The organism is Pseudonocardia sp. Ae717_Ps2 (genome assembly GCF_001932475.1).
In the GTDB taxonomy this organism is placed as follows: Bacteria; Actinomycetota; Actinomycetes; order Mycobacteriales; family Pseudonocardiaceae; genus Pseudonocardia.
In genome coordinates this window covers 3,779,470-3,804,671 of the sequence record NZ_MCIS01000001.1, presented here as the reverse complement: position 1 = coordinate 3,804,671, position 25,202 = coordinate 3,779,470, and the positions used below count along the sequence as shown (strand labels likewise).

Annotated in this window: 23 protein-coding genes and 1 pseudogene; 12 read left to right on the top strand and 12 right to left on the bottom strand. The window is 76.0% G+C overall.

What is annotated here, in order from left to right; all coding sequences use genetic code 11:
* The first annotated feature begins 8 nt into the window (after nucleotides 1-8).
* Nucleotides 9-812, top strand: coding sequence for a helix-turn-helix domain-containing protein (locus Ae717Ps2_RS17390; protein ID WP_083695752.1), 804 nt, complete (start codon nucleotides 9-11; stop codon nucleotides 810-812).
* A 101-nt stretch (nucleotides 813-913) separates the two neighbouring features.
* Here the strand turns inward: Ae717Ps2_RS17390 and Ae717Ps2_RS17385 are convergent, their stop codons facing one another.
* From Ae717Ps2_RS17385 to Ae717Ps2_RS17365, 5 genes are all read right to left on the bottom strand, one after another.
* Nucleotides 914-1,402 (bottom strand): carbonic anhydrase, encoded by a 489-nt coding sequence (locus Ae717Ps2_RS17385; RefSeq protein WP_075333612.1) that lies wholly within the window; start codon nucleotides 1,400-1,402, stop codon nucleotides 914-916.
* A 264-nt stretch (nucleotides 1,403-1,666) separates the two neighbouring features.
* Nucleotides 1,667-4,819 (bottom strand): arabinosyltransferase domain-containing protein, encoded by a 3,153-nt coding sequence (locus Ae717Ps2_RS40070; protein WP_158071508.1) that lies wholly within the window; start codon nucleotides 4,817-4,819, stop codon nucleotides 1,667-1,669.
* 332 nt (nucleotides 4,820-5,151) lie between these two features.
* Nucleotides 5,152-5,826 carry a fasciclin domain-containing protein gene (locus Ae717Ps2_RS17375; protein ID WP_075307353.1) on the bottom strand — a complete coding sequence of 225 codons (675 nt, stop codon included), beginning with the start codon at nucleotides 5,824-5,826 and terminating at the stop codon, nucleotides 5,152-5,154.
* A gap of 130 nt (nucleotides 5,827-5,956) precedes the next feature.
* Nucleotides 5,957-7,501, bottom strand: coding sequence for a molybdopterin-dependent oxidoreductase (locus tag Ae717Ps2_RS17370; RefSeq protein WP_233147602.1), 1,545 nt, complete (start codon nucleotides 7,499-7,501; stop codon nucleotides 5,957-5,959).
* Nucleotides 7,502-7,623: 122 nt separating this feature from the next.
* On the bottom strand, nucleotides 7,624-8,574 hold the full coding sequence (locus Ae717Ps2_RS17365) for a LysR family transcriptional regulator (RefSeq protein WP_075307351.1): 951 nt from the start codon (nucleotides 8,572-8,574) through the stop codon (nucleotides 7,624-7,626).
* A gap of 327 nt (nucleotides 8,575-8,901) precedes the next feature.
* On the opposite strand from Ae717Ps2_RS17365, the gene Ae717Ps2_RS17360 reads away from it, so the two are divergent.
* The 3 genes and pseudogenes from Ae717Ps2_RS17360 (at nucleotide 8,902) to Ae717Ps2_RS17355 (ending at nucleotide 11,124) form a co-directional block, all read left to right on the top strand.
* On the top strand, nucleotides 8,902-10,044 hold the full coding sequence (locus Ae717Ps2_RS17360) for a Glu/Leu/Phe/Val dehydrogenase dimerization domain-containing protein (protein WP_075334305.1): 1,143 nt from the start codon (nucleotides 8,902-8,904) through the stop codon (nucleotides 10,042-10,044).
* 133 nt (nucleotides 10,045-10,177) lie between these two features.
* Nucleotides 10,178-10,264 (top strand): annotated as a pseudogene (locus Ae717Ps2_RS40400) (hypothetical protein); the annotation flags it as partial.
* Between the two features lie 92 nt (nucleotides 10,265-10,356).
* Complete coding sequence (locus Ae717Ps2_RS17355; protein WP_233147601.1) at nucleotides 10,357-11,124, top strand: aldo/keto reductase; 768 nt, start codon at nucleotides 10,357-10,359, stop codon at nucleotides 11,122-11,124.
* 10 nt (nucleotides 11,125-11,134) lie between these two features.
* Here the strand turns inward: Ae717Ps2_RS17355 and Ae717Ps2_RS17350 are convergent, their stop codons facing one another.
* From Ae717Ps2_RS17350 to Ae717Ps2_RS17340, 3 genes are read right to left on the bottom strand one after another with little or no spacing between them, the layout of a single operon-like run.
* Nucleotides 11,135-11,557, bottom strand: a complete 423-nt coding sequence (locus Ae717Ps2_RS17350) for a DUF5313 family protein (RefSeq protein WP_075307349.1) — start codon at nucleotides 11,555-11,557, stop codon at nucleotides 11,135-11,137.
* A gap of 31 nt (nucleotides 11,558-11,588) precedes the next feature.
* A complete protein-coding gene (locus Ae717Ps2_RS17345; protein ID WP_233147600.1) occupies nucleotides 11,589-12,254 on the bottom strand; it encodes a DUF1990 family protein in 666 nt (221 codons plus the stop codon).
* A gap of 56 nt (nucleotides 12,255-12,310) precedes the next feature.
* A complete protein-coding gene (locus tag Ae717Ps2_RS17340; protein WP_043277734.1) occupies nucleotides 12,311-12,541 on the bottom strand; it encodes a hypothetical protein in 231 nt (76 codons plus the stop codon).
* A gap of 58 nt (nucleotides 12,542-12,599) precedes the next feature.
* On the opposite strand from Ae717Ps2_RS17340, the gene Ae717Ps2_RS17335 reads away from it, so the two are divergent.
* The 7 genes from Ae717Ps2_RS17335 (at nucleotide 12,600) to Ae717Ps2_RS17305 (ending at nucleotide 19,780) form a co-directional block, all read left to right on the top strand.
* Nucleotides 12,600-13,352, top strand: a complete 753-nt coding sequence (locus Ae717Ps2_RS17335) for a DUF1990 family protein (protein ID WP_083695753.1) — start codon at nucleotides 12,600-12,602, stop codon at nucleotides 13,350-13,352.
* 24 nt (nucleotides 13,353-13,376) lie between these two features.
* Nucleotides 13,377-14,285 (top strand): enoyl-CoA hydratase-related protein, encoded by a 909-nt coding sequence (locus Ae717Ps2_RS17330; RefSeq protein WP_020623456.1) that lies wholly within the window; start codon nucleotides 13,377-13,379, stop codon nucleotides 14,283-14,285.
* Between the two features lie 204 nt (nucleotides 14,286-14,489).
* Nucleotides 14,490-15,254: an rRNA adenine N(6)-methyltransferase family protein gene (locus tag Ae717Ps2_RS17320; protein WP_139319025.1), complete on the top strand. Its 765-nt coding sequence runs from the start codon at nucleotides 14,490-14,492 to the stop codon at nucleotides 15,252-15,254.
* A 171-nt stretch (nucleotides 15,255-15,425) separates the two neighbouring features.
* Nucleotides 15,426-16,751 (top strand): MFS transporter, encoded by a 1,326-nt coding sequence (locus tag Ae717Ps2_RS17315; protein WP_075307341.1) that lies wholly within the window; start codon nucleotides 15,426-15,428, stop codon nucleotides 16,749-16,751.
* Nucleotides 16,748-17,719 carry an NtaA/DmoA family FMN-dependent monooxygenase gene (locus Ae717Ps2_RS17310; protein WP_337819521.1) on the top strand — a complete coding sequence of 324 codons (972 nt, stop codon included), beginning with the start codon at nucleotides 16,748-16,750 and terminating at the stop codon, nucleotides 17,717-17,719. The genes Ae717Ps2_RS17315 and Ae717Ps2_RS17310 overlap by 4 nt, the downstream gene beginning before the upstream one ends.
* A gap of 21 nt (nucleotides 17,720-17,740) precedes the next feature.
* On the top strand, nucleotides 17,741-18,115 hold the full coding sequence (locus Ae717Ps2_RS40395; protein WP_337819520.1) for a hypothetical protein: 375 nt from the start codon (nucleotides 17,741-17,743) through the stop codon (nucleotides 18,113-18,115).
* 309 nt (nucleotides 18,116-18,424) lie between these two features.
* Nucleotides 18,425-19,780 (top strand): phosphodiester glycosidase family protein, encoded by a 1,356-nt coding sequence (locus Ae717Ps2_RS17305; RefSeq protein WP_143510401.1) that lies wholly within the window; start codon nucleotides 18,425-18,427, stop codon nucleotides 19,778-19,780.
* On the opposite strand, the gene Ae717Ps2_RS17300 is transcribed toward Ae717Ps2_RS17305, so the two are convergent.
* From Ae717Ps2_RS17300 to Ae717Ps2_RS17285, 4 genes are read right to left on the bottom strand one after another with little or no spacing between them, the layout of a single operon-like run.
* A complete protein-coding gene (locus Ae717Ps2_RS17300; RefSeq protein ID WP_075312051.1) occupies nucleotides 19,738-20,388 on the bottom strand; it encodes a TetR/AcrR family transcriptional regulator in 651 nt (216 codons plus the stop codon). The genes Ae717Ps2_RS17305 and Ae717Ps2_RS17300 overlap by 43 nt on opposite strands.
* A gap of 27 nt (nucleotides 20,389-20,415) precedes the next feature.
* Nucleotides 20,416-21,465 (bottom strand): PDR/VanB family oxidoreductase, encoded by a 1,050-nt coding sequence (locus Ae717Ps2_RS17295; protein WP_075307335.1) that lies wholly within the window; start codon nucleotides 21,463-21,465, stop codon nucleotides 20,416-20,418.
* Complete coding sequence (locus Ae717Ps2_RS17290; RefSeq protein WP_075307333.1) at nucleotides 21,462-22,373, bottom strand: metal-dependent hydrolase; 912 nt, start codon at nucleotides 22,371-22,373, stop codon at nucleotides 21,462-21,464. The genes Ae717Ps2_RS17295 and Ae717Ps2_RS17290 overlap by 4 nt, the downstream gene beginning before the upstream one ends.
* A 19-nt stretch (nucleotides 22,374-22,392) precedes the next feature.
* Nucleotides 22,393-24,180: an SDR family oxidoreductase gene (locus tag Ae717Ps2_RS17285; RefSeq protein ID WP_075333610.1), complete on the bottom strand. Its 1,788-nt coding sequence runs from the start codon at nucleotides 24,178-24,180 to the stop codon at nucleotides 22,393-22,395.
* Nucleotides 24,181-24,308: 128 nt separating this feature from the next.
* Between Ae717Ps2_RS17285 and Ae717Ps2_RS17280 the strand changes: the two genes are divergently transcribed.
* Nucleotides 24,309-25,199 (top strand): alpha/beta fold hydrolase, encoded by an 891-nt coding sequence (locus tag Ae717Ps2_RS17280; protein ID WP_075307329.1) that lies wholly within the window; start codon nucleotides 24,309-24,311, stop codon nucleotides 25,197-25,199.
* The last annotated feature ends 3 nt before the right edge of the window (nucleotides 25,200-25,202 follow it).

Sequence of the window (25,202 nt, the reverse complement as noted above, 5' to 3'; positions counted from 1 at the left end):
GCGAACCGATGGGGGTACCCGTGGTGACAGGATCGGCGTCGGCGCGTGTGCGGCCCACGACGACGACCGACCGCCGCCGGGAACTCGGCGCCTGCCTGCGCTCCTACCGTGAGCGCGTCGCGCCGGCCGCGGTCGGTCTGCCCGACCGCGGCCGGCGCCGCACGCCGGGGCTGCGCCGCGAGGAGGTCGCGGCGCTCGCCGGGGTCGGTCTCACCTGGTACACGTGGCTCGAACAGGGCCGGGTGACCGCCTCGGACGAGGTGCTCGCCGCCGTCGGCGGGGTGCTCGGCATCGACGCCCCCGGGGTCGCACACCTGGTCCGGCTGTCCCGCGACGGCGCGGCCCCGGCGGCGACGGCGCCCGAGGAGCTGCTGCCGGTGCTCACGAGCTGGCCCGGTGACCCGGCGGCGCTGCTCGACGCCCAGCTCGGCGTCGTCGCGGTGAACGACGCCTGGGAGGCCGCGATCGGCCGCCCGGCCGACGGGCACCCGGGACGCCGGCACGTGCTGTGGCAGCTGGCCGCCGACCCCGCGGCCCGTGCCCGGATCGGCCCCGACCCCGACGAGCTGCTCACCGCACTGCACCGCAGGTTCCGGATGGCCTCCGACCTCGACCCGGCCGCCCCGGGCACCCGCGGGGTCCGCGACGTCCTGCACGCCGAGGCCCCGGAGCGGGCCCCGCTGTGGGAGTGCCGCGGGGTCGGCGCGTTCGGGCGGCCCCGGGTACGCCTGGGCGGTGTCGAGCGCACGGCCTACCTGCTGGGCGAGGCCGGCGCACCGGGGGCGGCGGTGCTGGTGCTGCTGCCGTCCTGACCCCCGCGGCCCCGGTGGCGGTTCGCCGACGGTCGCACCCGGGCCGCGGTCGTCGCACCCGCCGCGACGGGTGCGACGACCGCACGGGCGGTGCGGCGGGCCTACTTCACCTCGTTCAGCCGCCCGGTCGCGACGTCGAACACGAAGCCGCGGACGGCGTCGGTGTGCGGGATGAACGGGTTGGTCCGGATCCGGGCGAGCGACTGGCGGACGTCCTCGTCGAGGTCGTCGAACGCCTCGGCGGCCCACTGCGGCTTGATGCCGGTCTCGTCGCGGATCGAGGCCTTGAACGCGTCGTCGGTGAAGGTCAGCATCCCGCAGTCGGTGTGGTGGATGAGGATGATCTCCTCGGTCCCCAGCAGCCGCTGGCTGATCGTCAGGGAGCGGATCTCGTCGTCGGTGACGACGCCGCCCGCATTGCGGATGACGTGGGCGTCGCCCTCGGCCAGGCCGAGGATGCGGTAGACGTCGAGCTGGGCGTCCATGCAGGCGACGACGGCGATCTTGCGTGCCGGCGGCAGCGGCAGCGGGCCGGAGAAGCTCTCGGCGTAGCGGGCGTTGTTCTCGAGCAGTTCGTCGGTGACGGACACGGGGTCCTCCGGAGTGGTGGTCGGTGACGCGGGCGTCGTACCCGCGCGCGATGCACGGGGCGGCCACGCGGCGACCCGGGGGTCGCTACGCGGCCCACCGACACAGCTCGTCGAACGCGACGATGCGCCGACCGGGCCAGAACGGCTCGAGCAGGGTGCGCATCACCGCATGATTCGATCGCGATACCCGGTCCGGAGCAAGGAGCCGTCCACCGGATGGACCTGCGGCGGGATGTGTCCGGACACATCCCCGACCCACGGGGGTCAGGGCACCGGGAGGGCGGGGTACCCGATCGGACTCCGGTCGCCCTCCCAGCCCCAACGGCGCACCGGGACCGAGCTGACGTCGTAGGCGTCGACGGCGAGGTCGGTGTCGATCCGGACGACCGCACCCCAGTCGGCCTGGCCCGGGACGTCGGCAGTGTCGATCCGGGTCGCGACGACCTGCTCGGTGGTGGTGCGGCGCATCGCCGCGAAGCTGCCCCCGGCGACGTCGGCGAAGGACACGTCCACGGCGAACCCCAGCGACGACGGACCCAGGACCAGGTAGCGCGGGGTCTGCACCAGACCGGCCCGGACGGCGGGCAGGTCGCGCAGACAGGGCGCCGCCCAGAGGATCGACCAGTCCACGTAGACCGGCCCGTCGGCGTCGCGCAGCATCGGCACCACCGGCGCCGAGGTGACCACCCGCGGGGCGGCGGCGGCCACCCAGCCGCCCGGCCCGACGGTGGTGTCGACGGCGTGCAGCCGCACCCGGTCGACGTCCGCCGGGAACGCGGAGACGGGCACCCGCACGGTGCGCCAGCCCGACCGGTCCAGCGGCACGGCCTCCTGCACCCGCTCGGCGGGGTAGGTGCCGCGGGCGCCGGTCGCGGTGTCGTCCAACGACACCCGGCCGTCCGGGCCCGGCGAACCGGCGCGGGCGTACTCCAGCTCCAGGGTGTTGCCCTGCCCGGTCCGCCCGGCGACGTCGACCGACAGCACCCGGTCCGGTGGCCCCGGTGTGACGGCGAACCAGCGGGTCCGGAGCTCGCCGGTGGTGCCCGCTCCGCCGTCGAGGCTGCCCCAGGCGAGCCCGCCGCGCGGCGGGGCGTCGACCCAGCCACGGCCCTCGGTGAACCCGGTGAGCGTGTCGGCGCCGCCCGCGGCGGGCAGCGCGCCCCCGTCGACCCCGACCGTGACGTGGTCGAGGATCCCGCAGGTGTCGCGGCCGGTCAGCTCGCTCCACAGCTGTCCGCCGACGCTGTAGCCCCCGCCCTGGCGCACCGGGGCGACGACGAACGACGCCACCACCACCGACACCCCGGTGAGCAGGGCCACCACGACCACCCCGGCGGGCAGCGCCGCCGCGGCCCGGGCCACGCAGTCCCGCCCGGTCCGGTGCCGTCCGTGATCCGCCCGTCGACCTGCCAGCAGACCTGCTCGTCGGCCCGCCCGGTGGACCGCGGCGGCCGACACGACCAGCACCGCCAGCGCCACCAGCGCCCACACCAGCGGCGAGTCCAGCGGCGTGAACGGGCCGTCGGCGCGCGGCACACCCCAGCCGGACCACAGGAACCACTCGTTGCGCCCGCTGAAGGCCAGCGCGGCGAGTACGGCCGCCGCCACGGTCCCGGCGGCGGCCGCGCCGCGCACGGTCGGGTCGCCGGGCCGCCGGGCCGCGGCCACCACCAGCACCACCCCCGCCGCGGCGGCGAGCGCCCCGACCCCGGCGAGCGTCCCGAAGTAGTGGGTCCACTTCGACGGTGCCGGGGTGAGCAGCACGAACCCGAGTGCGAGCCCGACCAGCGGCACCGGGGCCCACCGCAGACCGGGACCCCACCGGTGCGCGCCGCGGGCGACCAGCGGCAGCGCCGCGACCAGCAGGGCGATGGCGAGCAGCACCGGCACCCGGCGGCCGAGGCCGCCCTGCTCGGTGCCGAATCCGAGCAGGTAGTCCCATCGGCGCAGCTCCTGGAACCACGGTGTGGCCGGACCGTAGAACTGGTGCATCTGCGTGGCCCGCGCGACCGTGTACAGACTCTGCCCGGTGAACACCGGCGTGAGCCCCGCCGCGGCGATCCCGGCCGCGGCGACGGTCGCCGCCACCCCGACGGCGATCCCCCCGCCGCGGTGGCGGACGACCCGCCGCCACAGCGCGGGCAGCAGCAGCACCAGCGGACCGGCGACGGTCACCGCCGACGGCGTCACCGCCAGCGCCAGCCCCGCGGTCAGCGCCGCGGCCGCGGTCCACGTCCCGCCGCGGAGCCCGGGCCGGGCGGCGGCGCGCAGCGCACAGCACAGCGCCGCGGTCGTCGCGAGCGCCGCGAACGGCTCGGGGCGGACCCCGAGGTTCAGCGGCAGCCACCACGCCAGCAGTGCGACGCCGAGCGTGCCCCGCACCCAGGCCCGTCGGTGGTGGCGGGCCAGCACCGCGGGCAGCGCGACCCGCGACAGCAGCAGCCACACCGCGATCCCGGCGAGCACCGACGGCACACGCAGCACCAACGGCCCCACACCGGTCTCGGCCAGCGCCCGGACCAGCCGGATCACCAGCGTGTACGGCGCCTCCGAGGCGTTGCCCCAGCGGTAGACGTTGCCGAAGTCGCCGGTCGCCGTGCCGGTCGCGTTGCGCGCGATGGCCTCGGTGAAGCCGTCGTCGGTCGACAGCGGCCCGAGCACCGTCCACCCCGCCAGCGTGGCGACGACGAGCACGTCCGCGGCGGCCCGCCCGATCCCGGCCGGGGTGCCCACCGCGGCCAGCCGGGCCCGCCGGACGCGGGCCGTCCCGCGGCGGCGCCGGAACCGGTCACCGGCCAGACGGGCCAGCAGCACGGCGGCGACGGCGGCGGCGAGCCACTGCAGCCCGAGCAGCGCCGTCTTGGCCGGCGACGAGGCGGCGGCGAACCAGTCCGCGGTCCGCGCGGTGACCCGCAGCCCGTCGGCGTCGGCGGGGGAGAGCTGGGTGCCGAACGCGGCCACGGCGCGCACGACATCGCCGGGGAAGGCGCGCGGGGCGCCGTCGCCGAGGGTGACCCGGGACCCGGCCTCGTCGGTGTCGAGGACCAGCCCGCAGGCGTCGCCGGACGGGACGGGCGCGCGCAGCAGCTCGCGGCCGCCGACCTGGACCCGCAGCTCCCCGCCCGCCCCGGTGAGCACGGCGAACCCGGTCCCCGGGGCACCGGGCCGCTCCGAGCCCACGACGGTCGTCGATACCCCGGTTCCGGCGGAGCGGGCCTGCGCGGCGCGCAGCACCCGGCAGAGCACCTCGACGCGCACCGCCTCCGGCGCGGCGGGCTGGAACGCCGCCGTCGTCGACGTGGGCCGCTCGCCCGCCCGCGGCCAGGACACGGTCGTCGTGCGGGTGTCGACGGGGGCGAACGGCACCAGCACGGCGAACAACCCCGCCAGCAGTCCGGCGACCAGGGTCGCGACCACCAGGCGACGGGAGACGGGCGACGGGGCGGAGCGGTCTGAGGGGTGCATCGACTTCCGGATCGACTCGGCGGGGGGAGCGCGGCGCGGGACCGGGCCGTCCGTCCGACGGCGGCGACCGGCACCGTGTGCAGGCCGGTCACGCCGTCGGGGATCGAGCCGTGTTCCCGTTCCGTCTGCACCGTGCCGGTCCGCTCGGTCGCGCGCACGCGCAGGGTGCGCTCACCGGGTCCCGGTTCGATCTCGATGCGCCACGTCCGTCGTGACAGCAGGGTGTTCGTACGACGGCGGGCCCGGGGTTCGCACCCCGGGCCCGTCGTGTCGTGCGGCGGTCGTCAGCTCTTGGGCATGAGGACCTTGTCGATCACGAAGACGGTGGCGTTCGCGGTCGGGATGTTGCCGCAGAGGATGTTCGCGGTGTTGCCCTGGCCGTCGGTGACGGTGGGGGCCTCGGGGGTGCCGCCGATGGTGAGGTCGCCGCCGGCCAGCTCGGTGAGGGTCTTCTTCTCCACGATGCCCGCGGCGTCCAGGCGCTCGGGGGTCACGTGGTAGGAGAGCAGCCCCTGCAGGGCACTGGTGTCGGCCAGCAGGGCGTTGAACTTCTGCTCGCCGAGCTGCTTCTGCACCGCGGCGAAGGCGTCGTTCGCCGGGGCGAAGACGGTGATGCCCTTCTGCTGGTTCAGGGTGTCGGCCAGGCCGGGGACCTTGCCGACGGCGGTGACCAGCGTGGTCAGCAGCGGGTTGGTGCTCGCGGCGGTGGCGACCGGCTGCGGGCCCATCGAGTCGAGCGAGCCGGGCTCGTTGCCCTGCGGCAGCTGGCTGCAGGCCGGGCCGAAGACGTCGGCGTTGGTGGTGACGCCGTCGGCGGCGGCGGTGGTTGCCGGTGCCGAGGAGGTGGCCGGGGCCGCGGCCGGCGGGGCGGCGGTGTCGCTGCCGCCGCCACAGGCGGTGAGGCCGAGCGACAGGGTGGCGAGCAGACCGACGGTGGCGAGGGTGCGAGAAGCGCGCATGGCTGGATTCCCTTTCGAGGAAACTGTCTGTCCTACATGGACTGTCGATTGATTGTTCGGGTCGTGGGGCCGGGCGGTTCGGGTGTTCCGGAAGATTTCCGGATCTTTTTTCGACGGCTCGGGAATCGGTTCAGACGACGGTGACGATGGTGCTGGGCCACCCCGTCGCACCGTCCGGGATCGGGTCGACACGGACGTCGGTCTGGACGAGCCCGCGGCGGTCGGTGGCGCGGGCGGTGAGCGTGTGGCTGCCGGGGGAGAGGTCGAGCTCGGCCCGCCACATCCGCCAGGTGTTCGGGTTGACCTCGGTGGCCAGCTCGGCGCGGACCCACGGGCCGTCGTCGGCGCGGACCTCGACGGCGGTGATCCCGACCGGCTGCGCCCACGCGACCCCGGCGACCTGCACGCGCCCCGCCGGCAGCCGGGAGAACCCGACCGGGGCGTCGATGCGGCACTGGGTCTTGATCGGGGCGCGCTCGGCCCAGCCGCGGTCGCGCCAGTAGACGCTGCGCTCGGCGAAGGTCGTCAGCTCGATGTCGGCGAGCCACTTGGTGGCCGAGACGTAGCCGTAGAGCCCCGGGACGACCATGCGGACCGGGAACCCGTGCTCGACCGGCAGCGCCTCGCCGTTCATGCCGAGTGCGAGCAGCGCGCCGCGGCCGGGCTCCAGCACGGTCGCGGTCGGGGTGCCCGCGGTCCAGCCGTCGCGGCTGGTGGAGACGATCTGGTCCGCGGCCGGGTCGACGCCGGCCTCCAGCAGCAGCGGGGCCAGCTCGACGCCGACGAAGTCCGCGGTGGACACCAGGTTCCCGCCCACGGTGTTGGAGACGCAGGTCATCGTGATCGTCCGCTGGACCAGCGGACGTCGCAGCAGGTCGTCGACGGTGAGGACGAGCTCGCGCCCGACCCGGCCGTGCACCCGCAGCGACCAGTCCTCGGCCCGGACCGCGGGGATCGTCAGGGCGACGTCGATCCGGTAGAAGTCGGCGTTCGGGGTGACGAACGGAACGGTCCCGAGCTGGGGGAACGCGGCCGAGGCCGGCACCGGCGGCGCGGTCTCGGCGAGCGTCGCCGCGGCCAGCCTGCCGGTCAGCGCGGCCCGTGAGGCCATGATCCCGCTGCCGGCGGAGGACAGCGCCAGGCCGGTCCCGCCCACGACGAGCGTCCCGGCGGCGACCGCCGCCGACGCCCCGGTGAGCACGGTGCGCCGGGGGACACCGTCACCGTCACCGGCGCCGCCGTCCCCGGTGCGGGTGGTGCCGGGACGGCGGGCGAGGCCGTCCAGCCCCCGCTGCACCGCCACACCCACCACCAGCGCGACGACCGGCGCGGCCAGGTCGGTCGCGGTCGGCACCGGCCCGGTCAGCACCGCCGCCACCGCGAGCAGCCCCAGCACGGCGACCGCGGCGGTTCCCACCACCGCCCGCCGGCGCGCCGCGAGCCCGGCCAGTGCGCCGAGCAGCACCAGCAGCACACCGATGCCGGCGAGCAGGACCGGCTTGTCGGCCGTCCCGAACGCGGACTTGGCGAACTCCACCACCGGCTGCGGCGAGAGCCGCACGACCGCGTCGCCGACCGCCACGAACGGTGACGACGCCGGCGCCACCAGGGCCGCCACGAGGTGCCCCGACGCCACCGCCGCAGCGATCGCCAGCAGTTCCACCAGGATCGCCACGGAACGCGACGGAAGGACCAGGGGCCCGTTTCCCTCGGTCCGGTTCTCGGTCAGCACAACCGTTCTTCGGAACCCCGGCGGAAACGGTTCGACCGGCCCGCGGATTCCGCCGCGGAACGGGGTCAGGTCAGGCCGAGCGACTCCGGCTGCACCGGGATCGGGGCGTCGGCGCCGAGCCCCTTCTGCGCCGCCGCGGTCCGGACGGCCTCGATCACCAGCGGCACCGCGGCCCGCCGCGCGGTGGTGGTGCGGTAGGCCAGCGACACCGTGCGGGTGAGGGCGTCGCCGAGTGCGACGATGTCGACCCCCGGCGGGCGCAGCGCCAGGCCCAGGTCCGTCACCAGGGTGACACCGAGCCCGGCCGCGACCATCGCCATGGCGGTGGCCTGCTCCTCGACCTCGTGGTCGATCCGCGGCTCGAAGCCCGCGCTCTGACAGGCCAGGCGGGCCGCCTGCCCGAAGTGCGACCGGGCGGGCGAGACGATCCACGGGTGCTCGGCCAGCTCCGCCAGCATCACGCTCGCGGCGGGCACCGCCCCGGCGGGCACCGCCGCGTAGACCCGCTCGACGGCGATGACCGCCCGCTCCAGGCCCTTGTCCCACGTCATCGGGTAGTTCGAGTAGTCGATGACGAACGACAGGTCGAGCTCGCCGTCGCGCACCGCGGCCGCTGTCTCCTCCGGGGCGAGCTCGCGGGTGCGGACCTCGACACCGGGGTGGGTGCGGGCCAGCGCGGTCAGCGCGTCGGGCAGCAGACCCGAGGCGACCGAGGCCCACACCCCGGCGGTGAGCTTCGCCGCAACGGTCTCGCCCGCCTCCTCCAGCGCCTGGGTGGCGCGCTCGACCGAGGCGAGGATCTCCTCGGCGTGCTCGGCCAGCAGGACACCGAGGTCGGTGAGCTGGACCCGGCGCCCCCTCCGCTCGAACAGCCGCGTCCCGACGTCGCGCTCGAGCTGCGCGAGCTGCTGGGACACCGCCGACGCCGTGTAGTGCAGCGCCGTCGCCGCCGCCGTGATGGTTCCCCGCCGGTGCAGCTCACGCAGCATCCGAAGCCGAGACAGGGACAGCTCCATGCGACCGAGCCTATTGCGCTGTGCAGGAACGGTGAACAGCGGCGTGAATGATCCGTAAATGGACGCGGGGCCCGGTGCGCCCGCAACCTGGGGCCACCGGTCGGGAACGACTGCCGCCGGGGGGACGACGAGGTCCGCGATGTCGACGAGACCGGAACGGCCCCTGGTGGCGACGACCGGTGCAGTACGAGCAGGAGGTGGGTCGCCATGACGACGATGCAGAACCCGGCCGGGGGCACCCCGCAGACGGCGGCCACGGCCGCCCCCTACGTCCCCGGCGCCCCGGCGCCCACCGTCGCCCCGGTCGTCCGCCGTCCCGAGCCCTACATGCGCCTGCAGTGGAACGACGCCGTGACCGGCGCCGTCGGCTACCTGGTCGTGCACACCCTGCGGGCGGGGCTCGCCACCGGCGGCACCCGGATGCGGGCCGGCTGTACGTTGTCCGAGGTCGAGGACCTCGCACGCGGCATGGCCAACAAGACCGCCACCTTCGACCTGCCGATCGGCGGGACCAAGGGCGGCATCGACTTCGACCCGAAGGACCCGCGTGCCGTCGAGGTGCTGCAGCGCTTCTGCGAGGCCATGCGCCCCTGGATCGACGCGCACTGGGTGACCGCGGAGGACCTCGGCGTCCCGCAGCACCTGATCGACGAGGTCTTCGAGAAGCTCGGCCTCGGCCAGAGCTACCACGCCGCGATCAGCCGCGCCGCCGACCCGGCCGCCACCCTGGAGCGGGTCCGCACCGGGCTGAAGGCCGAGGTCGACGGCGGGTTCGAGCTGGGCGACGTGATCGGCGGCTACGGCGTCGCGCACGCCTGCCTGGCCTCCGCGGTGTCCTGGGGCCAGATCCCGGCCGACACCACGGTCGCGATCCAGGGTGTCGGCACGATGGGCGGTGCGGCCGCCTACTACCTGCACGAGGCCGGGATGAAGGTCACCACGCTGGCCGACGCCGCGGGCACCCTGCACTGCGCGGACGGGCTCGACGTGCCCACGCTGCTGGACCTGCGCGACGGCTACGGCGAGATCGACCGCTCCCGGCTGCCCGCCGGCGTCGAGCAGCTCCCGCGCACCGCGATCCTGTCGGCCGAGGTCGACATCCTGGTGCCGGCCGCGATCTCCTACGCGATCACCCCGGACAACTCCTACGACGTCCGCGCCCGCGTGATCGTCGAGGCCGCGAACGCCGCGACGACCCCGGAGGCCGAGGCCATGCTCGCCGCGCGCGGGGTGCCGGTGCTGCCGGACTTCGTCGCGAACGCCGGTGCGGTCGCCTGGGCCTGGTGGCTGCTGCTCGGCGAGGTCGACGACGACCCGCAGAACTCCTTCGACCGGCTGCGCACCGTGATGCACGCCAAGGTCGCGCAGCTGCTGGCCGCGTGGACCGAGGACGGCGTCACCCCGCGCGAGACCGGGCACCGTTGGGCCGACGACCCGGCGCCGACCACCGGTCCGGTCGTCATCCCCTGATCCCACACCCGGCGCCCCGGGCCGCCGTGCGACACCCCGACGGTGGGTGCCGCGCGCCGGCCCGGGGCACCGGTACGTGTCGGGGTGGGTATCCGGGTGAACCGCGGCGCGCGTCGGGCCGGATCCTCGGGACATGACTCCCGTGACCACACCGCAGCCGGTGCTCGGCACCATGAACTTCGGCACCCGGGTCGACGAGGCCACCTCGTTCGCGCTGCTCGACCGCTTCGTCGAGCGCGGCGGCGTCTGGCTCGACACCGCCGATGTCTACGCGTTCTGGAACGACCCGGCCGGGGAGCCCGGAGCGAGCGGGTGCTCGGAGCGTGGCTCGCGGCGCGGCCCGGCGTCCGCGAGCAGGTCCGGATCTCCACCAAGACCGGGGTGCGGGGCGGGCTCGGAGCCGCCGCGGTCCGCACCGCCGCACGGGGCAGCCTGGACCGGCTCGGCGTCGGGTCGGTCGACCTGTTCTGGGCGCACGTCGAGGACCGCCGCACCGACCTCGACGAGACGGTCGCCGCGCTCGGTGCCCTGGTCACCGACGGGCTGGCGGCGCGGCTGGGCGCGTCCAACCACGCGTCGTGGCGGGTCGAGCGGGCCCGTGCGGCCGCCGCCGCGCAGGGCGTCGCCGCGTTCGACGCCGTCCAGTACCGGCACTCCTACGTGCTCCCGCGCCCGGGCGCGGCGCTGCCCGACTCCGGGCACATGCTGCTCGACGCCGGCGCGGCGGATCTCGCGGCGACCGAGGGCCTGACCCTGTGGGCCTACACGCCGTTGGTCAACGGGGCCCTGACCCGCACCGACCGCGCCCTGCCCGACGCCTACGACCACCCCGGCACCACCGCACGGCTGGCCGCGCTCGACGCCGTCGCCGCCGACACCGGCGCCACCCGCAACCAGGTCGTGCTCGCCTGGATCATGACCGGGGGGCACGGCCGGACCGGGCTCGCGGGCGAACTCGCCGTCGGACCGGCATGGCCGCTGGTCGGGGTCAGCCGGACCGCCCAGCTGGACGAGGCCCTCGACGCCCGGGACCTGCACCTCACCGAGGAGCACCGGGCGGTCCTCGACGGCGCGGCGTGACCGCGGCCGCTCAGCCCCGGCGGTCGTCCCGCTCGCGTTCCGCCCCGAACTCCCGGTCGTGCCGCAGCCGGGCGTCGACGTGCTGCTCGGCACGGCGCGCCTCCCGGGTCGCCGCGGCCGCCCCCACCGGGTAGCCGGCCTTCATCACCCGGGTCTCGCACGCCTCGACCGTGTAGACCGCCGAGTAGAAGTAACCGATCACCGCGCCCGAGGCGATGGCGCCCAGCCGCACCCACGGCGGGCCGGGCACCACCAGGTACAGCAGGGCCAGCAGCGGGATCAGCTGGACCGTGGTGCGGACGAGGTGGCGCAGCACCCAGGTGCGGGTGGTGACGTCGTGGAGCACCCAGCGCCGGTTGCGGGCCGGCAGCCGGGCGCCGAAGGCGTAGGCCACCCAGCGGAACGGGTTCGGCCGCCGGATCGGGTCGTCCATCTGCAGGTTCCCTCCGGGTCGGGCACCCGGGTCAGACACCCGGATGCCGGACGAGCACGGCGAACGGGTCCGTCCAGTGCCGTCCGGCGTTCTGCGGGGCGACGGTCACACCGTCGGCACCCGGCAGCGGCTGCGGCAGCGGCCTGCCCGCCGCCGCGTCGGCGACGAGCTCACGCACCCGCTGCCCGGCCCGATGGTAGAACTCCAGCTGCACCGCCCGGCCGAACAGCCCGAAGCCGAGCCGGAACAGCGGGTTCGGGATGTGCGCGGGCCGGGAGAACGCGCGGATGACGAACTCGACGTCGCCGGTCGTGAGGGTCTTGACCACCTCGTAGGTGAGCCGGCCCTCCTCCAGGTGTCCGTGCAGGGTCTCGTAGGTCCAGCCCCAGACGCGCCGGCCGTCGACGGTCTCGTCGACCAGCCCGGTGACCCGGACGCCGAGGTGGAAGCGCATCGGCCCGAACCGGCCCTCCAGCAGCATGTCGCGGCCCAGCAGCGGGTCGGCCGGGCGGAACACGCCACGCAGCCGGTTCGGGGCGGTGAACTGGTAGTCGCGCAGGATCGCGCAGGCGCGTTCCCAGGCGCCGTCGGGCACCGGGTCACCGGGGGGCTCGGTGCCGACCAGCGCCCGGCCGTGGTCGACGTGCCAGCGCGGGTCGTGGGAGTCGATGGGGGTCTCGGCGTCGTCGAAGTTCACGCCGCGTGCGGCGAGCCCGTCCAGGTCGGCGCGACGGTCCTCGGGGCCGGGGCGCTTCAGGACCGAGCGCCCTTCTCCTCGCGCCGCATTGCGTCGCCGATCAGCCAGAACATCGACGGCCACAGGCCGACGAAGATCGCGCGGCGTTCGGCGTTGCCGCGCTCGTCCTGGTCCACGGTCTTCGCGCGCAGCCACAGCGCGATGGCGAAGCCCACCGAGCCGAGGGAGAACCACTGGAGCTGGGCACCGCGCACACCGGCCCGGTGCAGGACACGTCCGACCGTCATGGCGGTCCGTTCCCCGCTGCCGGCGGATGTAATCCCGCACAGGGGGTACCCGTGGTCGATGCGGACCCCCACGACGGCCTCGACGAGCGGACGGACCACCCCGGTCACCGGTGACCGGCGGTCCCGCCGGGTGTCGGCGGTGCTCCGCTGGCCGGTGGGTCTGCTGCTGGTGTCGTGGCGCTACTTCTGGCGCACCACACCGATCCACCGCAGCGACGTCGTCGGCGACCTGGGTGACCTCCCGCCCGCCTCGCCGCAGGGCGCCGACGCCGACGACGTCCAGCGCCCGTCGGACGGGTACGGCACCCTGCTGCACCGGCGCTACGGCGTGCGCATCCGCGGGTCCCGGTGCAGCCCCGAGGAGCTCATGACGCGCCTCGCCGCGGACCCCGACCGCTGGTCACCGGAGTTCGCGGTGTTCCGCCGCACCCGCGGCGAGCCCGGCGGGATGGACGTCGGCGACGAGTTCCTGATCCGCATGCCCGGCCCGTGGGACGGCCCGGTGCGGGTGGCCGCCGCCGGGCCCACCGAGTTCTCCTTCGTCACCCTGGACGGGCACCTGGAGGCCGGTCGGATCGACTTCCGCACCCGTCGCGACCCGGATCACCCGGAGATGCTGCGCTTCGACATCGAGTCCTGGGCACGGCCCGGGGACCGGCTGTCGCACGTGCTCTACAACACGCTGCGCGTGGCCAAGGAGGTGCAGTTCAACATGTGGACGCACGCCTGCATCCGGGCGGCCGCCATCGCCGGCGGCCGGCCGGACGGCGGCGTGACGGTGCACACCCGGCGGTTCCCGACCACCCGGTGACGCGGCGGGGCAGACTCGCCGGTCATGAGCACCGACGCTCCCGCCTTCACCGAGATCTCCTACGACGTCGACGACCGGGTCGCCACGATCACCCTCGACCGTCCGGACCGGCTCAACGCGTTCACCGCGACGATGGCCCGCGAGCTGATCGCCGCCTACGACCGCGCCGACGCCGACGACACCGTCCGCGCGATCGTGCTCACCGGTCGCGGCCGCGGCTTCTGCGCCGGCGCCGACCTGGGCCGCGGCGGCTCCTCGTTCGACCCGACCGACCCGGAGCGTGCCGCGGACCGCGCGGGCATCGGCACCATCGGCGGCGTCGTCCGCGACGGCGGCGGCACCGTGACCATGCGGATGGCGGCGTTGCGCACCCCGGTGATCGCCGCCGTCAACGGGCCCGCGGTCGGCATCGGGGCGACGATGACGCTGCCCGCCGACATCCGCCTGGCCGGCGCCTCGGCCCGGTTCGGGTTCGTGTTCGCCCGCCGCGGGCTCGTCCCGGAGGCCGCGTCGAGCTGGTTCCTGCCCCGGATCGTCGGCGTCTCCCGGGCGATGGAGTGGGCCGCGACCGGCCGGGTGTTCGACGCCGCCGAGGCCCTCGACGGCCGGCTGGTCTCCCGCGTCCTGCCCGACGACGAGCTGCTCGGCGCGGCGTACGCGATCGCCCGCGAGATCGCCGACAACACCTCGGCGGTGTCGGTCGCGCTGACCCGGCAGCTGCTGTGGGGGATGCTCGGCGCGCCCAGCCCGTGGGACGCCCACCGCGCCGACTCGGCCGCGATCGCGCACCTCGGGCAGGGCCGCGACGTCGCCGAGGGCGTCACGTCGTTCCTGGAGAAGCGCCCGCCCGCCTTCCCCGACACCGTCTCCGAGGACTACCCCGGCCACGTCCTGCCGCACTGGCCCGCCCCGCCCGCCGACCTGACGGACTGAAATCCGGGTGCGCCGGTGCCCCCGGCGCCCCTACCGTGCCCCCGTGGCCTCGATACGCCTGCGCGTCGCCCGACGGCGGCGCCACACCTGATCCCTGCCGATCTCCTGGCGCCGCCGTCCGAGCAGCCGGTCCTCGTACCCCTGCCGGGCGGCGCCCCGCCGCGCCCCCGGCTCCCCATCCGGGAGCCTCCTGTGCGATCCCCACTGCCACGTCCGCTCGGCCGTCACGAGCACGGCCAGAACTTCCTCGTCGACGACGCCGTCCCGGCCGCGATGGCCGCCGTCGTCGCCGGGTACCCGCCCCGGCCGCTGCTGGAGCTGGGCCCCGGTGACGGCGCGCTGACCGCCGCGCTGCTGCGCCTGCCCGGCAGGCCCCTGACCGCGGTCGAGCTCGACCCGTACCGGGTGGCCCGCCTGCGACGACGCTTCGGCGGCGGCCTCACCGTCGTCCACGGCGACCTGCTCGACGTCCGCCTCGACCGGCCCGTCGACGTGGTGTCCAACGTCCCGTTCGCCCTGACCACCCCACTGCTGCGACGCCTGCTGGCCGCCCCGCGCTGGGCGCACGCGCTGCTGCTGGTGCAGTGGGAGGTCGCCCGCAAGCGGGCCGCGGTCGGCGGCACCAGCGCCCTCACCGCCCGCTGGTGGCCGTGGTTCACCTTCACCCTGCACGACCGGGTCCCGGCCAGGGCGTTCCGGCCGGTCCCGGCCGTCGACGGCGGGGTGCTGGAGATCGCCCGCCGGGAGGTGCCGCTGCTCGACGCCCGGCCCCGGGACCACCACCGGATCGTCGACGCGGTGTTCACCGGCCGTGGTCGCGGGGCCGTCGACGTCGTCGGGCGGCGGTTCGGCCGCGCGCTGGCACGGGACTGGGCGCGCGAGTGCGGGCTCGGGCCGCGGACGCTGCCGCGTGACCTCGACGCGGGGCACTGGGTCCGGCTGCACGCCAGGGTGGCCGGGCGGAGGTGACCCCGGTCCCGCTCCGTTGCGCCGGGCGGGGGCGGTCTGCTCGGGTGGGCGACGTGGAGCACTCGGAGCTGACCCGGCGGCGGTGGCTGGACCACGGCCGCCTGTCGTCGCACGCCTGTCGCTGACCCGCCCCCGACGCCCCCCGCTCCGCCTCACACCGGCAGGTCACCCGTGTCCAGTTCCCCTTCTGCGACGCCCGGCGCCACCCCGCGCCGCGCCGCCGTCGCCAGCCTCGTCGGGACCACCATCGAGTGGTACGACTTCTACCTCTACGCCACCGCCGCGGCGCTGGTGTTCGCCCCGCTGTTCTTCACCGACGCCGACCCGGCCACCGGGGTGCTGGCCTCCTTCGCGACCTACGCCGCCGGGTTCGGGGCACGGCCGATCGGCGCGGTCGTCGCCGGGCACCTGGGTGACCGGATCGGCCGCCGCGCCGTCCTGGTCGGGTCGCTGGTGCTGATGGGCGTCGCGACGACGCTGATCGGGCTGCTGCCGACCTATCCGACCGTCGGGCTGCTGGCCCCGGTGCTGCTGGTGGTGCTGCGGCTGGCCCAGGGGCTCGCCGTCGGCGCGGAGTGGGCCGGTGCGGTGCTGATGGCCGTCGAGCACGCCGAGACCGAGCGTCGGCGCGGTCTGTTCGGCAGCTTCCCGCAGATCGGCTCCTCGGCCGGGATGCTGCTGGCCTCGGGCGTCTACACCGCGGTGCTCGCGATCGCGGGCAGGGAGGCGTTCCTCGCCGGCGCCTGGCGGATCCCGTTCCTGCTCAGCGCGGTGCTCGTCGTCGTGGGGCTGGCCATCCGGCTCACCCTCGCCGACCCCGCGGTGTTCACCGCCGCCCGCGACGCCGGGACACTGTCCCGCCGTCCGGTGCTGGAGGTGCTGCGCACCGACTGGCGCACCGTGCTGCTGACCGTCGGCAGCCGGATCGCGCAGAACGCGCTCTACATCCTCGCGACCACCTTCGCCCTCACCTACCTCGCCCGGGGCGAGTCCGGCGCGGCCGAGAGCGCCGGCCTGACCGCGGTGATCATCGCGTCGGCGATCGGGCTGTTCTCCACGCCGCTGTGGGCGGTCCTGTCCGACCGGGTCGGCCGCAAGCCGGTCTACCTGTTCGGCGCGATCGGGGCGCCGCTGTTCCTCGGGGTGTTCTTCCTGCTCCTCGACACCGGGGCCACCGTGCTGGTCGTCGTCGCGATGGTCGTGCTGGTCAACCTGTTCCACGACGCCATGTACGGCCCACAGGCCGCCTGGTACGGCGAGCTGTTCGACACCCGGCTGCGCTACAGCGGGGCCTCGCTGGGCTACCAGGTCGGCTCCGTCCTCGCCGGGGCGACGCCACTGATCGCCACCGCCCTGCTCTACGCCGGCGGCGGGACCCCGTGGCTGATCTGGGCCTACCTCGGGGTGCTGTTCGCGATCTGCATCGTCTCCACCGTCCTGCTGCCCGAGACCCACCGCGGCGGGCTCCGCACCGCCCGCGAGAAGGTGGTGGCATGACCGGCCGCATCCTGCTCAACGCCTTCGACATGGCCTGCGTGGGCCACCAGTCCGCGGGGCTGTGGCGTCACCCGTCCGACGAGGGGCACCGCTACACCGACCTCGACCACTGGACCTCGCTCGCCCGGATGCTGGAGGACGGCGGTTTCGACGCGCTGTTCCTCGCCGACGTCCTCGGCGTCTACGACGTCTACGGCGGCTCCCGCGACGCGGCCGTCCGCGCCGCCGCGCAGGTCCCGCTCGCCGACCCGCTGCTGCTGGTCCCCGCGATGGCCGGGGTGACCTCACGGCTCGGGTTCGGGGTGACCGTCTCGGTCGCCTACGAGCACCCCTACGCGCTGGCCCGGCGGTTCACCACCCTCGACCACCTCACCCGCGGCCGGGTCGCGTGGAACGTCGTCACGTCCTACCTGGACTCCGCGGCACGCAACCTCGGCCGGTCCGGGCAGATCCCGCACGACGAGCGCTACGAGCTCGCCGAGGAGTTCCTGGAGGTCTGCTACAAGCTGTGGGAGGGCTCCTGGGACACCGATGCCGTGGTCCGCGACCGCGACCGCGGCGTGTTCACCGAGCCGGACCGGGTGCACGACATCGCCCACCACGGCCGCTGGTTCGACGTGCCCGGCCCGTTCCTGTCCGAGCCGTCCCCGCAGCGCACCCCGGTGATCTTCCAGGCGGGCGCGTCGCCGCGCGGCGCCCGGTTCGCCGGCACCCACGCCGAGGCCGTCTTCGTGTCCGGCCCGTCGCCCGCGGTGGTCCGCCGCTCGGTCGACGCGGTGCGCGCCGAGGCCGCCCGCGCCGGGCGGGACCCCCGCTCGGTGAAGGTGTTCGCGATGCTCACCGCGATCGCCGGGGAGACCGACGACGCCGCCCACGCGACCCTGGCCGAGTACCTGGAGCTGGCCGACCCGTCGGCGGCGCTGGCGCTGTTCGGCGGCTGGTCCGGCGTCGACCTGGCCGGGGCGTAGCCGGAGCAGAAGCTCGAGTACGTGCAGACCGACGCGACCCGCTCGGCGCTGGCGTCGTTCACCGGGCCGGACCGCGACTGGACGGTCGGCGAGCTCGCGGAGTTCATCACCGTCGGCGGGCGCGGGCCGGTCGTCGTCGGGTCCGGGGTGACGGTCGCCGACGAGCTGGAGCGCTGGGCCGACGAGGCCGACCTCGACGGCTTCAACCTGGCCTACGCCGTCACCCCGGGGACGATGGCCGACGTCGTGACCCACGTCGTTCCCGAGCTGCGACGCCGCGGCCGGATGCCCGCCCCCGCCGACGCGGGCGGCCCCACCCTGCGCGAGCGGTACGGCACCGGCGACGGCGCCCGGCTCGCGAAGGACCACCCCGGTGCGGCGCACCGGACCCGCTGACCCGCACCGGAGCCGCTGACCCCGCACCGGACCCCGGCCCCGTGCCGGACCCCGACCCCGCGCCGGCTCGGGTGATCGCCAGGAGTGGAGCGGCCGGACGGGTGCACTGTCTCCGGCGCTCCACTCCCGGCGATCATCGGCGGAGCCCCGGGCGCACGGCCCGGGTTCACGGAGCCCCGGTCACCCCGTCGGGGACCACCGGACCCCGACCGGGTGGCCCTGCGCCACCGTCGCGTGACGCCCCGCGCCATCGCCGCACCGGCGTGGTCACCTCGGCCCCGGCCGGGTGGCGATCGGGGGAGTGCGGGCATGGCGGGATGGACGGGCAGCCGGGGCGCGGCGGTGGCGACGGCGGTCGTGGTCGGGCTGCTGGTACCGGTCACCCAGCAGGCGTCCGCGGGCCCCGCCCGGGTCGCGCCGCCCGTCGCGGCCGTCGTCCCCGCGGCGCCCGGGCCCACCGCGGAGACCGCGGAGACCGCGTCCACCGGGGCCACCGCGGAGACCGCGTCCACTGCCGAGACCGCTTCCATTGGCGAGACCCCGTCCACCGTGGCGCTCGGGTCCACGGCGACGTCCGGGTCCACCGGGGCCGATGCGCCCGTCGCCCCGGCCCCGCAGGCCCCCGCCATCACCCACCGCGAGGAGCGGGTCGACACCCCGGCCGGGCCGGTGACCGTCGACGTCGTCGTCGCCGACCTGAACCGGGCCGAGCTGCGCGCCACCCTGCTCACCGGTGCGACGGTCGGCGAGCGGTCCTCGGTTCCCGCGCACGCGCAGCGTGGCGGGGCGGCAGCCGCGATCAACGGTGACTTCTTCGACCTGGGGCGCAGCAACGCCCCCGCCGGGCCCTCGGTCCGCGACGGCCGCGCGCTGACCTCCGCCGTCCCACCGGGGCGGCGGCTCGCCCCGGGCGTCCCCGGCGCCGAGCAGGGCGACGTGCTCGCCGTCGACGACGACGGCACCCCGCGCCTGGACCGGCTCACCCTCGACGCCTCCGCGACCGGCCCGCAGGGCCGCCTCCGGATCGACACCCTCAATGCCTACGCCGTGCCGGTCGGCGGGATCGGGCTGTTCACCTCCGACTGGGCGGGCGACCGGGCCGCCACGCTGTGCGGCAGCGACACCGACCGGAACGCGCCGTGCGCACCGGACCGGGTCGAGGTCGTCGTCCGCGACGGCGCGGTCACCGCGGTCCGCCCGCCCGGCGGGGGAGCGATCCCGGCCGGGGACCAGGTCCTCGCCGGCCGCGACCAGGGCGCCGCCGCGCTGCGACGGCTCGCCGTCGGCGACCGGGTCACCGTCCGGTACGCGCTCGCCGCCGCGTCGGGGACACCGCCGCGGACCGCGGTCGGGGCGTCGCCGATCCTGCGCGACGGTGCACCCGTCGCCGGGCTGGACGCCCGCTCCCGCGACCCGCGCAGCGCCGCGGGCCTCACCGCGCAGGGACGGCTGATCCTGCTCACCGCCGACGGCCGCGAGTCGACCTCGGTCGGCATCACCCTGGCCGAGACCGCCGAGCAGCTGCGCCGGGCGGGCGCCGTCGACGGTGTCAACCTCGACGGGGGCGGTTCCTCGACGATGGTGTTCCGCGGCCAGGTCGTGAACAGCCCGTCCGAGGACGCCTACCGGCTGGTGCCCAACGCGCTCGGCGTCGTGGAGAACTGAGCGTCCGGGTCGCGGGCCACGGTCACCCCGAGCATCGCGAACAGCTGCTCCACCAGCCAGTCCCGCAGCTCGGCGCGGGCCGGCACCCGGCCCGCCTCCAGCCACACCAGCACCGAGCCCTCGACCAGCGCGACCCAGCCGCGCAGCGTCATCAGCTGCAGCGGCGTCGGGTCGGGCACACCGCCGCGCACGCACAGCAGGTCCACGATGTGGTCGCGCACGCCGTCCACCATCGCGTCGGTCTCCCCGGTGGAGACGACCGAGCCGCTGCGCAGCAGCGCGACGTAGGCCCGCGAGTGCCGGCCGACGACGTCGAGGAACACGTCCAGCGCGTCGGCGAGCTGGGAGTCCAGCGGACCGTCAGCGGGCAGCGCGACCCGGTCGATGAGCTCCTCGGCGACACTGCCCAGCGCCGCGACGTGCAGCTCCTCCATCCCGGAGAAGTACCGGTAGAACAGCGCCCGGGACACGTCCGCGGCCCGGGTGACGTCCTCGACGGCCACCTCCTCCGGCGAGCGGGCGCCGTAGAGGTCGAGCGCGGCCGACACCAGCTGCGCGCGGCGGGCCTCGGGCGTCATGCGCCGGGGTGGACGTGCGGGTGAGGTCATCACCGACGAGGGTACGGACCCCATGCCTCAGCGCCCGAGGTCGACGACGATCGTCCCGTCCGTGGCCCGCCCGACGCACAGCGCGGTCCGGCCCGGCCCGGCCGGGTCGCCGACGGTCGTGCCCTCCACCAGCCGGACGTGGCAGGTCCCGCAGAACCCCTGCCGGCAGGAGTAGGGCACGTCCGGGCGCAGCGCGCGCACGGCGTCCAGCGCGGTCCGGTCGGCCGGGACCGCGACGTCCGGGCCGCCGACGATCCGGACGGTGAACGGGCGGCCGCCGCGGATCGGGGGCGGGGAGAACCGCTCGGAGTGGAACCGCTGCCCGGCGGGCAGCGCCCGGCGCAGCGCCTCGATCATCGGCGGCGGGCCGCAGCAGTAGACGGCGGCGTCCGGGTCGGTCCCGGCCAGCAGCTCGGCCGCCGTGGGGACGCCCGCGACGTCGTCGGGGCGGCGGACCACACGATCCGGGGCGAGCGCGGCGAGGGCGTCGGACAGCGGCATCGACGCCCGGTCCCGGCCGGTGTGCACCAGCCGCCACCCCACCCCCGCGGTGTGCGCGGCCCGGACCATCGGCGCGATCGGGGTGATCCCGATGCCACCGGCGACGAACAGGTACGACGGCGCCGCGGCCAGGGGGAACGCGTTGCGCGGGCCGTGCAGCCGCAGCCGCGCCCCGGGGCGCAGGGCGTGCACCTCGTGCGAGCCGGAGCCCCCGGGCACCCGCCGCACCGCGATCCGGTACACCGACCGGTCGCCCGGGTCGCCGCACAGCGAGTACTGCCGCAGCAACCCCGAGGGCAGCTCGACGTCGACGTGCGCGCCGGGCCGCCAGCCCGGCAGCGGCCCGGTGCCCGCCGGGACGAGGTCGAGCTCGGCGACGTCGGGGCAGGGGCGGCGCACGGCGTGCACCTCGACGACCACGGTGCGGTCCACCGGGGTGACCGGGCGACGGCGCCGGCCACCGGCCGTCGCCAGGGTCTGGGTCACCGCCGTGAGCACCGACAATGCGGTCGCCCCGCGGTTCGGGTGCGGCGGCGGCGCGGCCGAGCCCGCGCCGGACAGCAGCGCGGTCCTCATGCCGCGGACCCCCCGGCCGGGTCGGCGTGCCCCGCCTCGGCGGCACGGGCGGCGGGGGAGACCGCGAGGTAGGCCACCGCCGCGTCGGTGTCGCCGTGAGCGGCCGGGTGGAACCGCGGGCTCAGGTAGGTCAGCACGGCGCGGGCGAACAGCCACGGGCCGGGCACCAGCCCACGCCGGGAGTCCCGCAGGTAGTCGCGCAGCCGGGCCCGGCGCTGCGGTGTCCCGCGCAGGTGCGGGTCGCGGTCGCACAGGTGCCGGGTGCCGTCGGCCCACAGCTTCGCCAGCGCCGGCCCGGCCACCGCCATCGCCCGGATCCGGCGCAGCCACCGCCCGTCGAGGTGGGTGTAGAGGTCGTGCGCGACGCTGCGGTGCTCGACCTCCTCGGCGCCGTGCCAGCGCAGCATGTCCAGCATGTGCGGGTCGGCCCCGGCCGCGTCGAGAGCGTCGGCGTCGAGGATCCACGAGCCGAGGACGGCGGTGAAGTGCTCGATCGCCGCGATCAGCCCGACCCGCTCCACCAGCCACTCCCGGGCCGCGTCGCCGGTGAGGCCGCGGTCGCCGAGCAGCTCCGTGAAGATCCACTCGACCTGCTCGACGAAGCGGGTCACGTCCACGCCCGCCTCGACGAGGTGGTCCAGCGCCCCCTGGTGCGAGGTCGCGTGCACGGCTTCCTGGCCGATGAAACCGCGCACGTCCTCGGCCAGCGCCTCGTCACGGACCATCGGCAGCGCGCGGGAGAAGACCTCCACGAACCAGCGCTCCCCCTCGGGCAGCAGCAGGTGCAGCACGTCGATCAGGTGCGAGGCGAACGGCTCGCCGGGGATCCAGTCGGTCCGCAGGGTGCTGAAGTCGAACCGGACGTCGCGGGCCTGCAGCGCGATCCGGTCCTCGGTCGGGTCGGTCATGGCGATGCTCCTGGGAGACTCAGCGGGTCCCGTCGACCCGGGCGAGTGCGCGGACGAGTGCGGGGGACAGCCGGGAGGCGAGCAGCCCGACGTGCGCCTCGGCGGTGACCGGGGCGATCGGCAGGTCCCGCTCGACGGCGCGGACCAGCCGGGCGGCGACGCGCTGCGGGGTGTACCCGCGTCGGGCGTAGGCCGCCGCGACGTCGCGACGGCGGACGGCCTGCGTGGCGTCGTCGGTGCCGGCGAAGCGGGTGGCACCGGTGATCGGGGTGTCGACGAACCCGGGGCACAGCGCGGTGACCCCGACCCCGGCGCCCGCCAGCTCGGCGCGCAGGCACTGCGACAGCATGAGCACCGCCGCCTTGGTCGTGGCGTAGGCCGGCAGCGAGCGCGACGGCAGGTAGGCCGCCGCCGACGCGGTGTTGACGATCGTGCCGCCTTCGCCGTGTGCGGCGAGCAGCGCGCCGAAGTGCCGGCAGCCGTGCACGACGCCCCACAGGTTCACGTCGACGATCCGCTGCCACTCCTGCGTCGTCGTGTCGGCGAACGACCCGGCGACGGCGATCCCGGCGTTGTTCACGACGAGGTCGGGCACCCCGTGCTCGGCGGCGACCCGCTCGGCGAGCGCGGCGACGGCGGCCTCGTCGGCGACGTCGACGACCGCGGCCACCGCACGCCCGGGCCCGTGCCGCCGGGTCACCAGGTCGACGGTCTCCGCGGCGCCGGCCTCCGAGACGTCGGCGACGACGACCCGTCCCCCCAGGTCGGCGAGCCGGCGGGCGATCTCGCGGCCGATCCCGCTGCCCGCCCCGGTGACGACGGCGAGCGAGCCGTCCCAACGCGACGCCCGGCCCGGCCGCCCCCCGCTGCGGACCAGGGCGGCGCCCCGGGCCGCCGCCCGCTCCAGCGCGGGCGAGGTGGTGCCGCCGGAGCGCTCGGCGACGAGCTCGCGGACGCAGCGCGCGACGACACCCGCCCGCTTGCGGACGATCCAGTGCCCGCCGGGCAGGTACCGGACCCGCAGGTCGGGGGCGTACGCGGCGGCGCTCGTCGCCATCGCGGGAGTGACGTAGGCGTCGCCGAGCGGGGCCAGGATCTGCACCGGGACGTCGGTGCGCCGCGGCCGGGGGCGTCCGAGCCGCCGGGGCAGGTTCCGCCGGTAGAGCTCCAGACCGTTGACCGCGTCGCGCACCGAGGGCCGCGGGATCCGCTCGGTCCGCGCCACCATCGCGCCGAGCAGCCCGCTGCGGACCATCAGCTCGGGCAGCACGGGCATCCGGAACGCCAGGGTGTACCAGGAGTGCAGCGCCTGGGTGAGCACCGGCCGCAGGTCGCGCAGGCCGCGGCGGCGCAGGAACAGCCCCACGTGGTCCAGGCACGGGCCGGAGACCGAGGTGAACGACGCGACCCGGCCGTCCATCGCCGAGGGGGCGCCGTCCTCGCGCGTCACGGCGTGCCAGGTCTGGATCGCGCCCCAGTCGTGCGCGAGCAGGTGCACCGGAGAGTCGGGGGAGAGGGCGTCGGCGACCGTGCGCAGGTCCGCGGCGAGCAGCTCCAGGTCGTAGCCGGCCGGGGCTCCGGGGGCGGCGGAGCCACCGTGGCCGCGCACGTCGTAGGTGACGACGTGGTGGTCCGCGGCGAGGTCCGCGGCCACGCGGTCCCACACGTGCCGGTCGTCGGGATAACCGTGCACGGCGACGACCGTCGGGTGCGACGGGTCGCCCCGTTCCTCCACGACCAGGTCCAGGTCGTCCCGGCTGCGCACCGTCCGGACGCGGCCGGCGGGCTCCACCTCGTTGTGAGACACACCGTCATCGTAGAAAACGTGTCAACAAGACGCCACCCCTGGTCGCCGCCGCGCTGCCGGGCGTCGTCGGGGCCGCGGGGAGGTAGGTTCTCCACGGCCGTCCCCGCACCACGATCCGAGGTCCCAGCGTGTCCACCGCTCCGCCCACGTGGTTCACCGACGCACTCGCCGATCCGGGCGAGCCCGGGCGCACCGAGAGCGACGGCGTCGAGATCCGTTTCCGCAGCTGGGGCACCCCTGGCGGGCCCGGCGTGCTGCTGGTGCACGGCGGCGCGGCACACCTGCACTGGTGGGACCACATCGCTCCGCTGCTGACCGAGGGCACCCGCCGGGTGGCGGCGGTCGACCTGTCCGGGCACGGTGACTCCGGGCGCGCGCCGTCCTACGACCTGGACCGCTGGGCCGCCGAGCTGCGTGCCGTGATCGACGCCGCGGGCCTCGGCCCGCGTCCGACGCTGATCGGGCACAGCATGGGCGGGTACGTCACGCTCACCGCGGCACTGCGCTACGGCGAGGAGCTGGCCGGGTCCGTCGCCGTCGACTCCCCGATCCGGGACCGGTCGCCGGAGGAGCTGGCGGCACGAGAACAGCGGGCGTTCGGTCCGGTGAAGGTGCACCCCGACCGCGACGCGCTGGTCGCGCGGTTCCGCACCATCCCCGGCCAGCCCGGTGACCTGCCCTACGTGCACCGGCACATCGCCGAACGCAGCGTGCGCGCCGTCGACGGCGGCTGGAGCTGGAAGTTCGACCCGCGCATCTTCGGTGGGATCGCGCTGACCCCCGGCGACCTGGGCCGGCCGGGCTGCCGGATCGCGCTGTTCCGCGCTGAGCACGGCCTGGTCCCGGCCGACATGGGGGAGATGGCCGTCGACCGGATGGGCCGGGCCGCGCTGGTCGTCGAGATCCCCGGTGCCGGGCACCACATGATGATCGACCAGCCGCTGGCGCTGGTGACCGCGTTGCGGACCCTGCTGGCGGACTGGGAGCACTCGGTTCCGGTGGTGGCGCCCGCGATCTAGGGT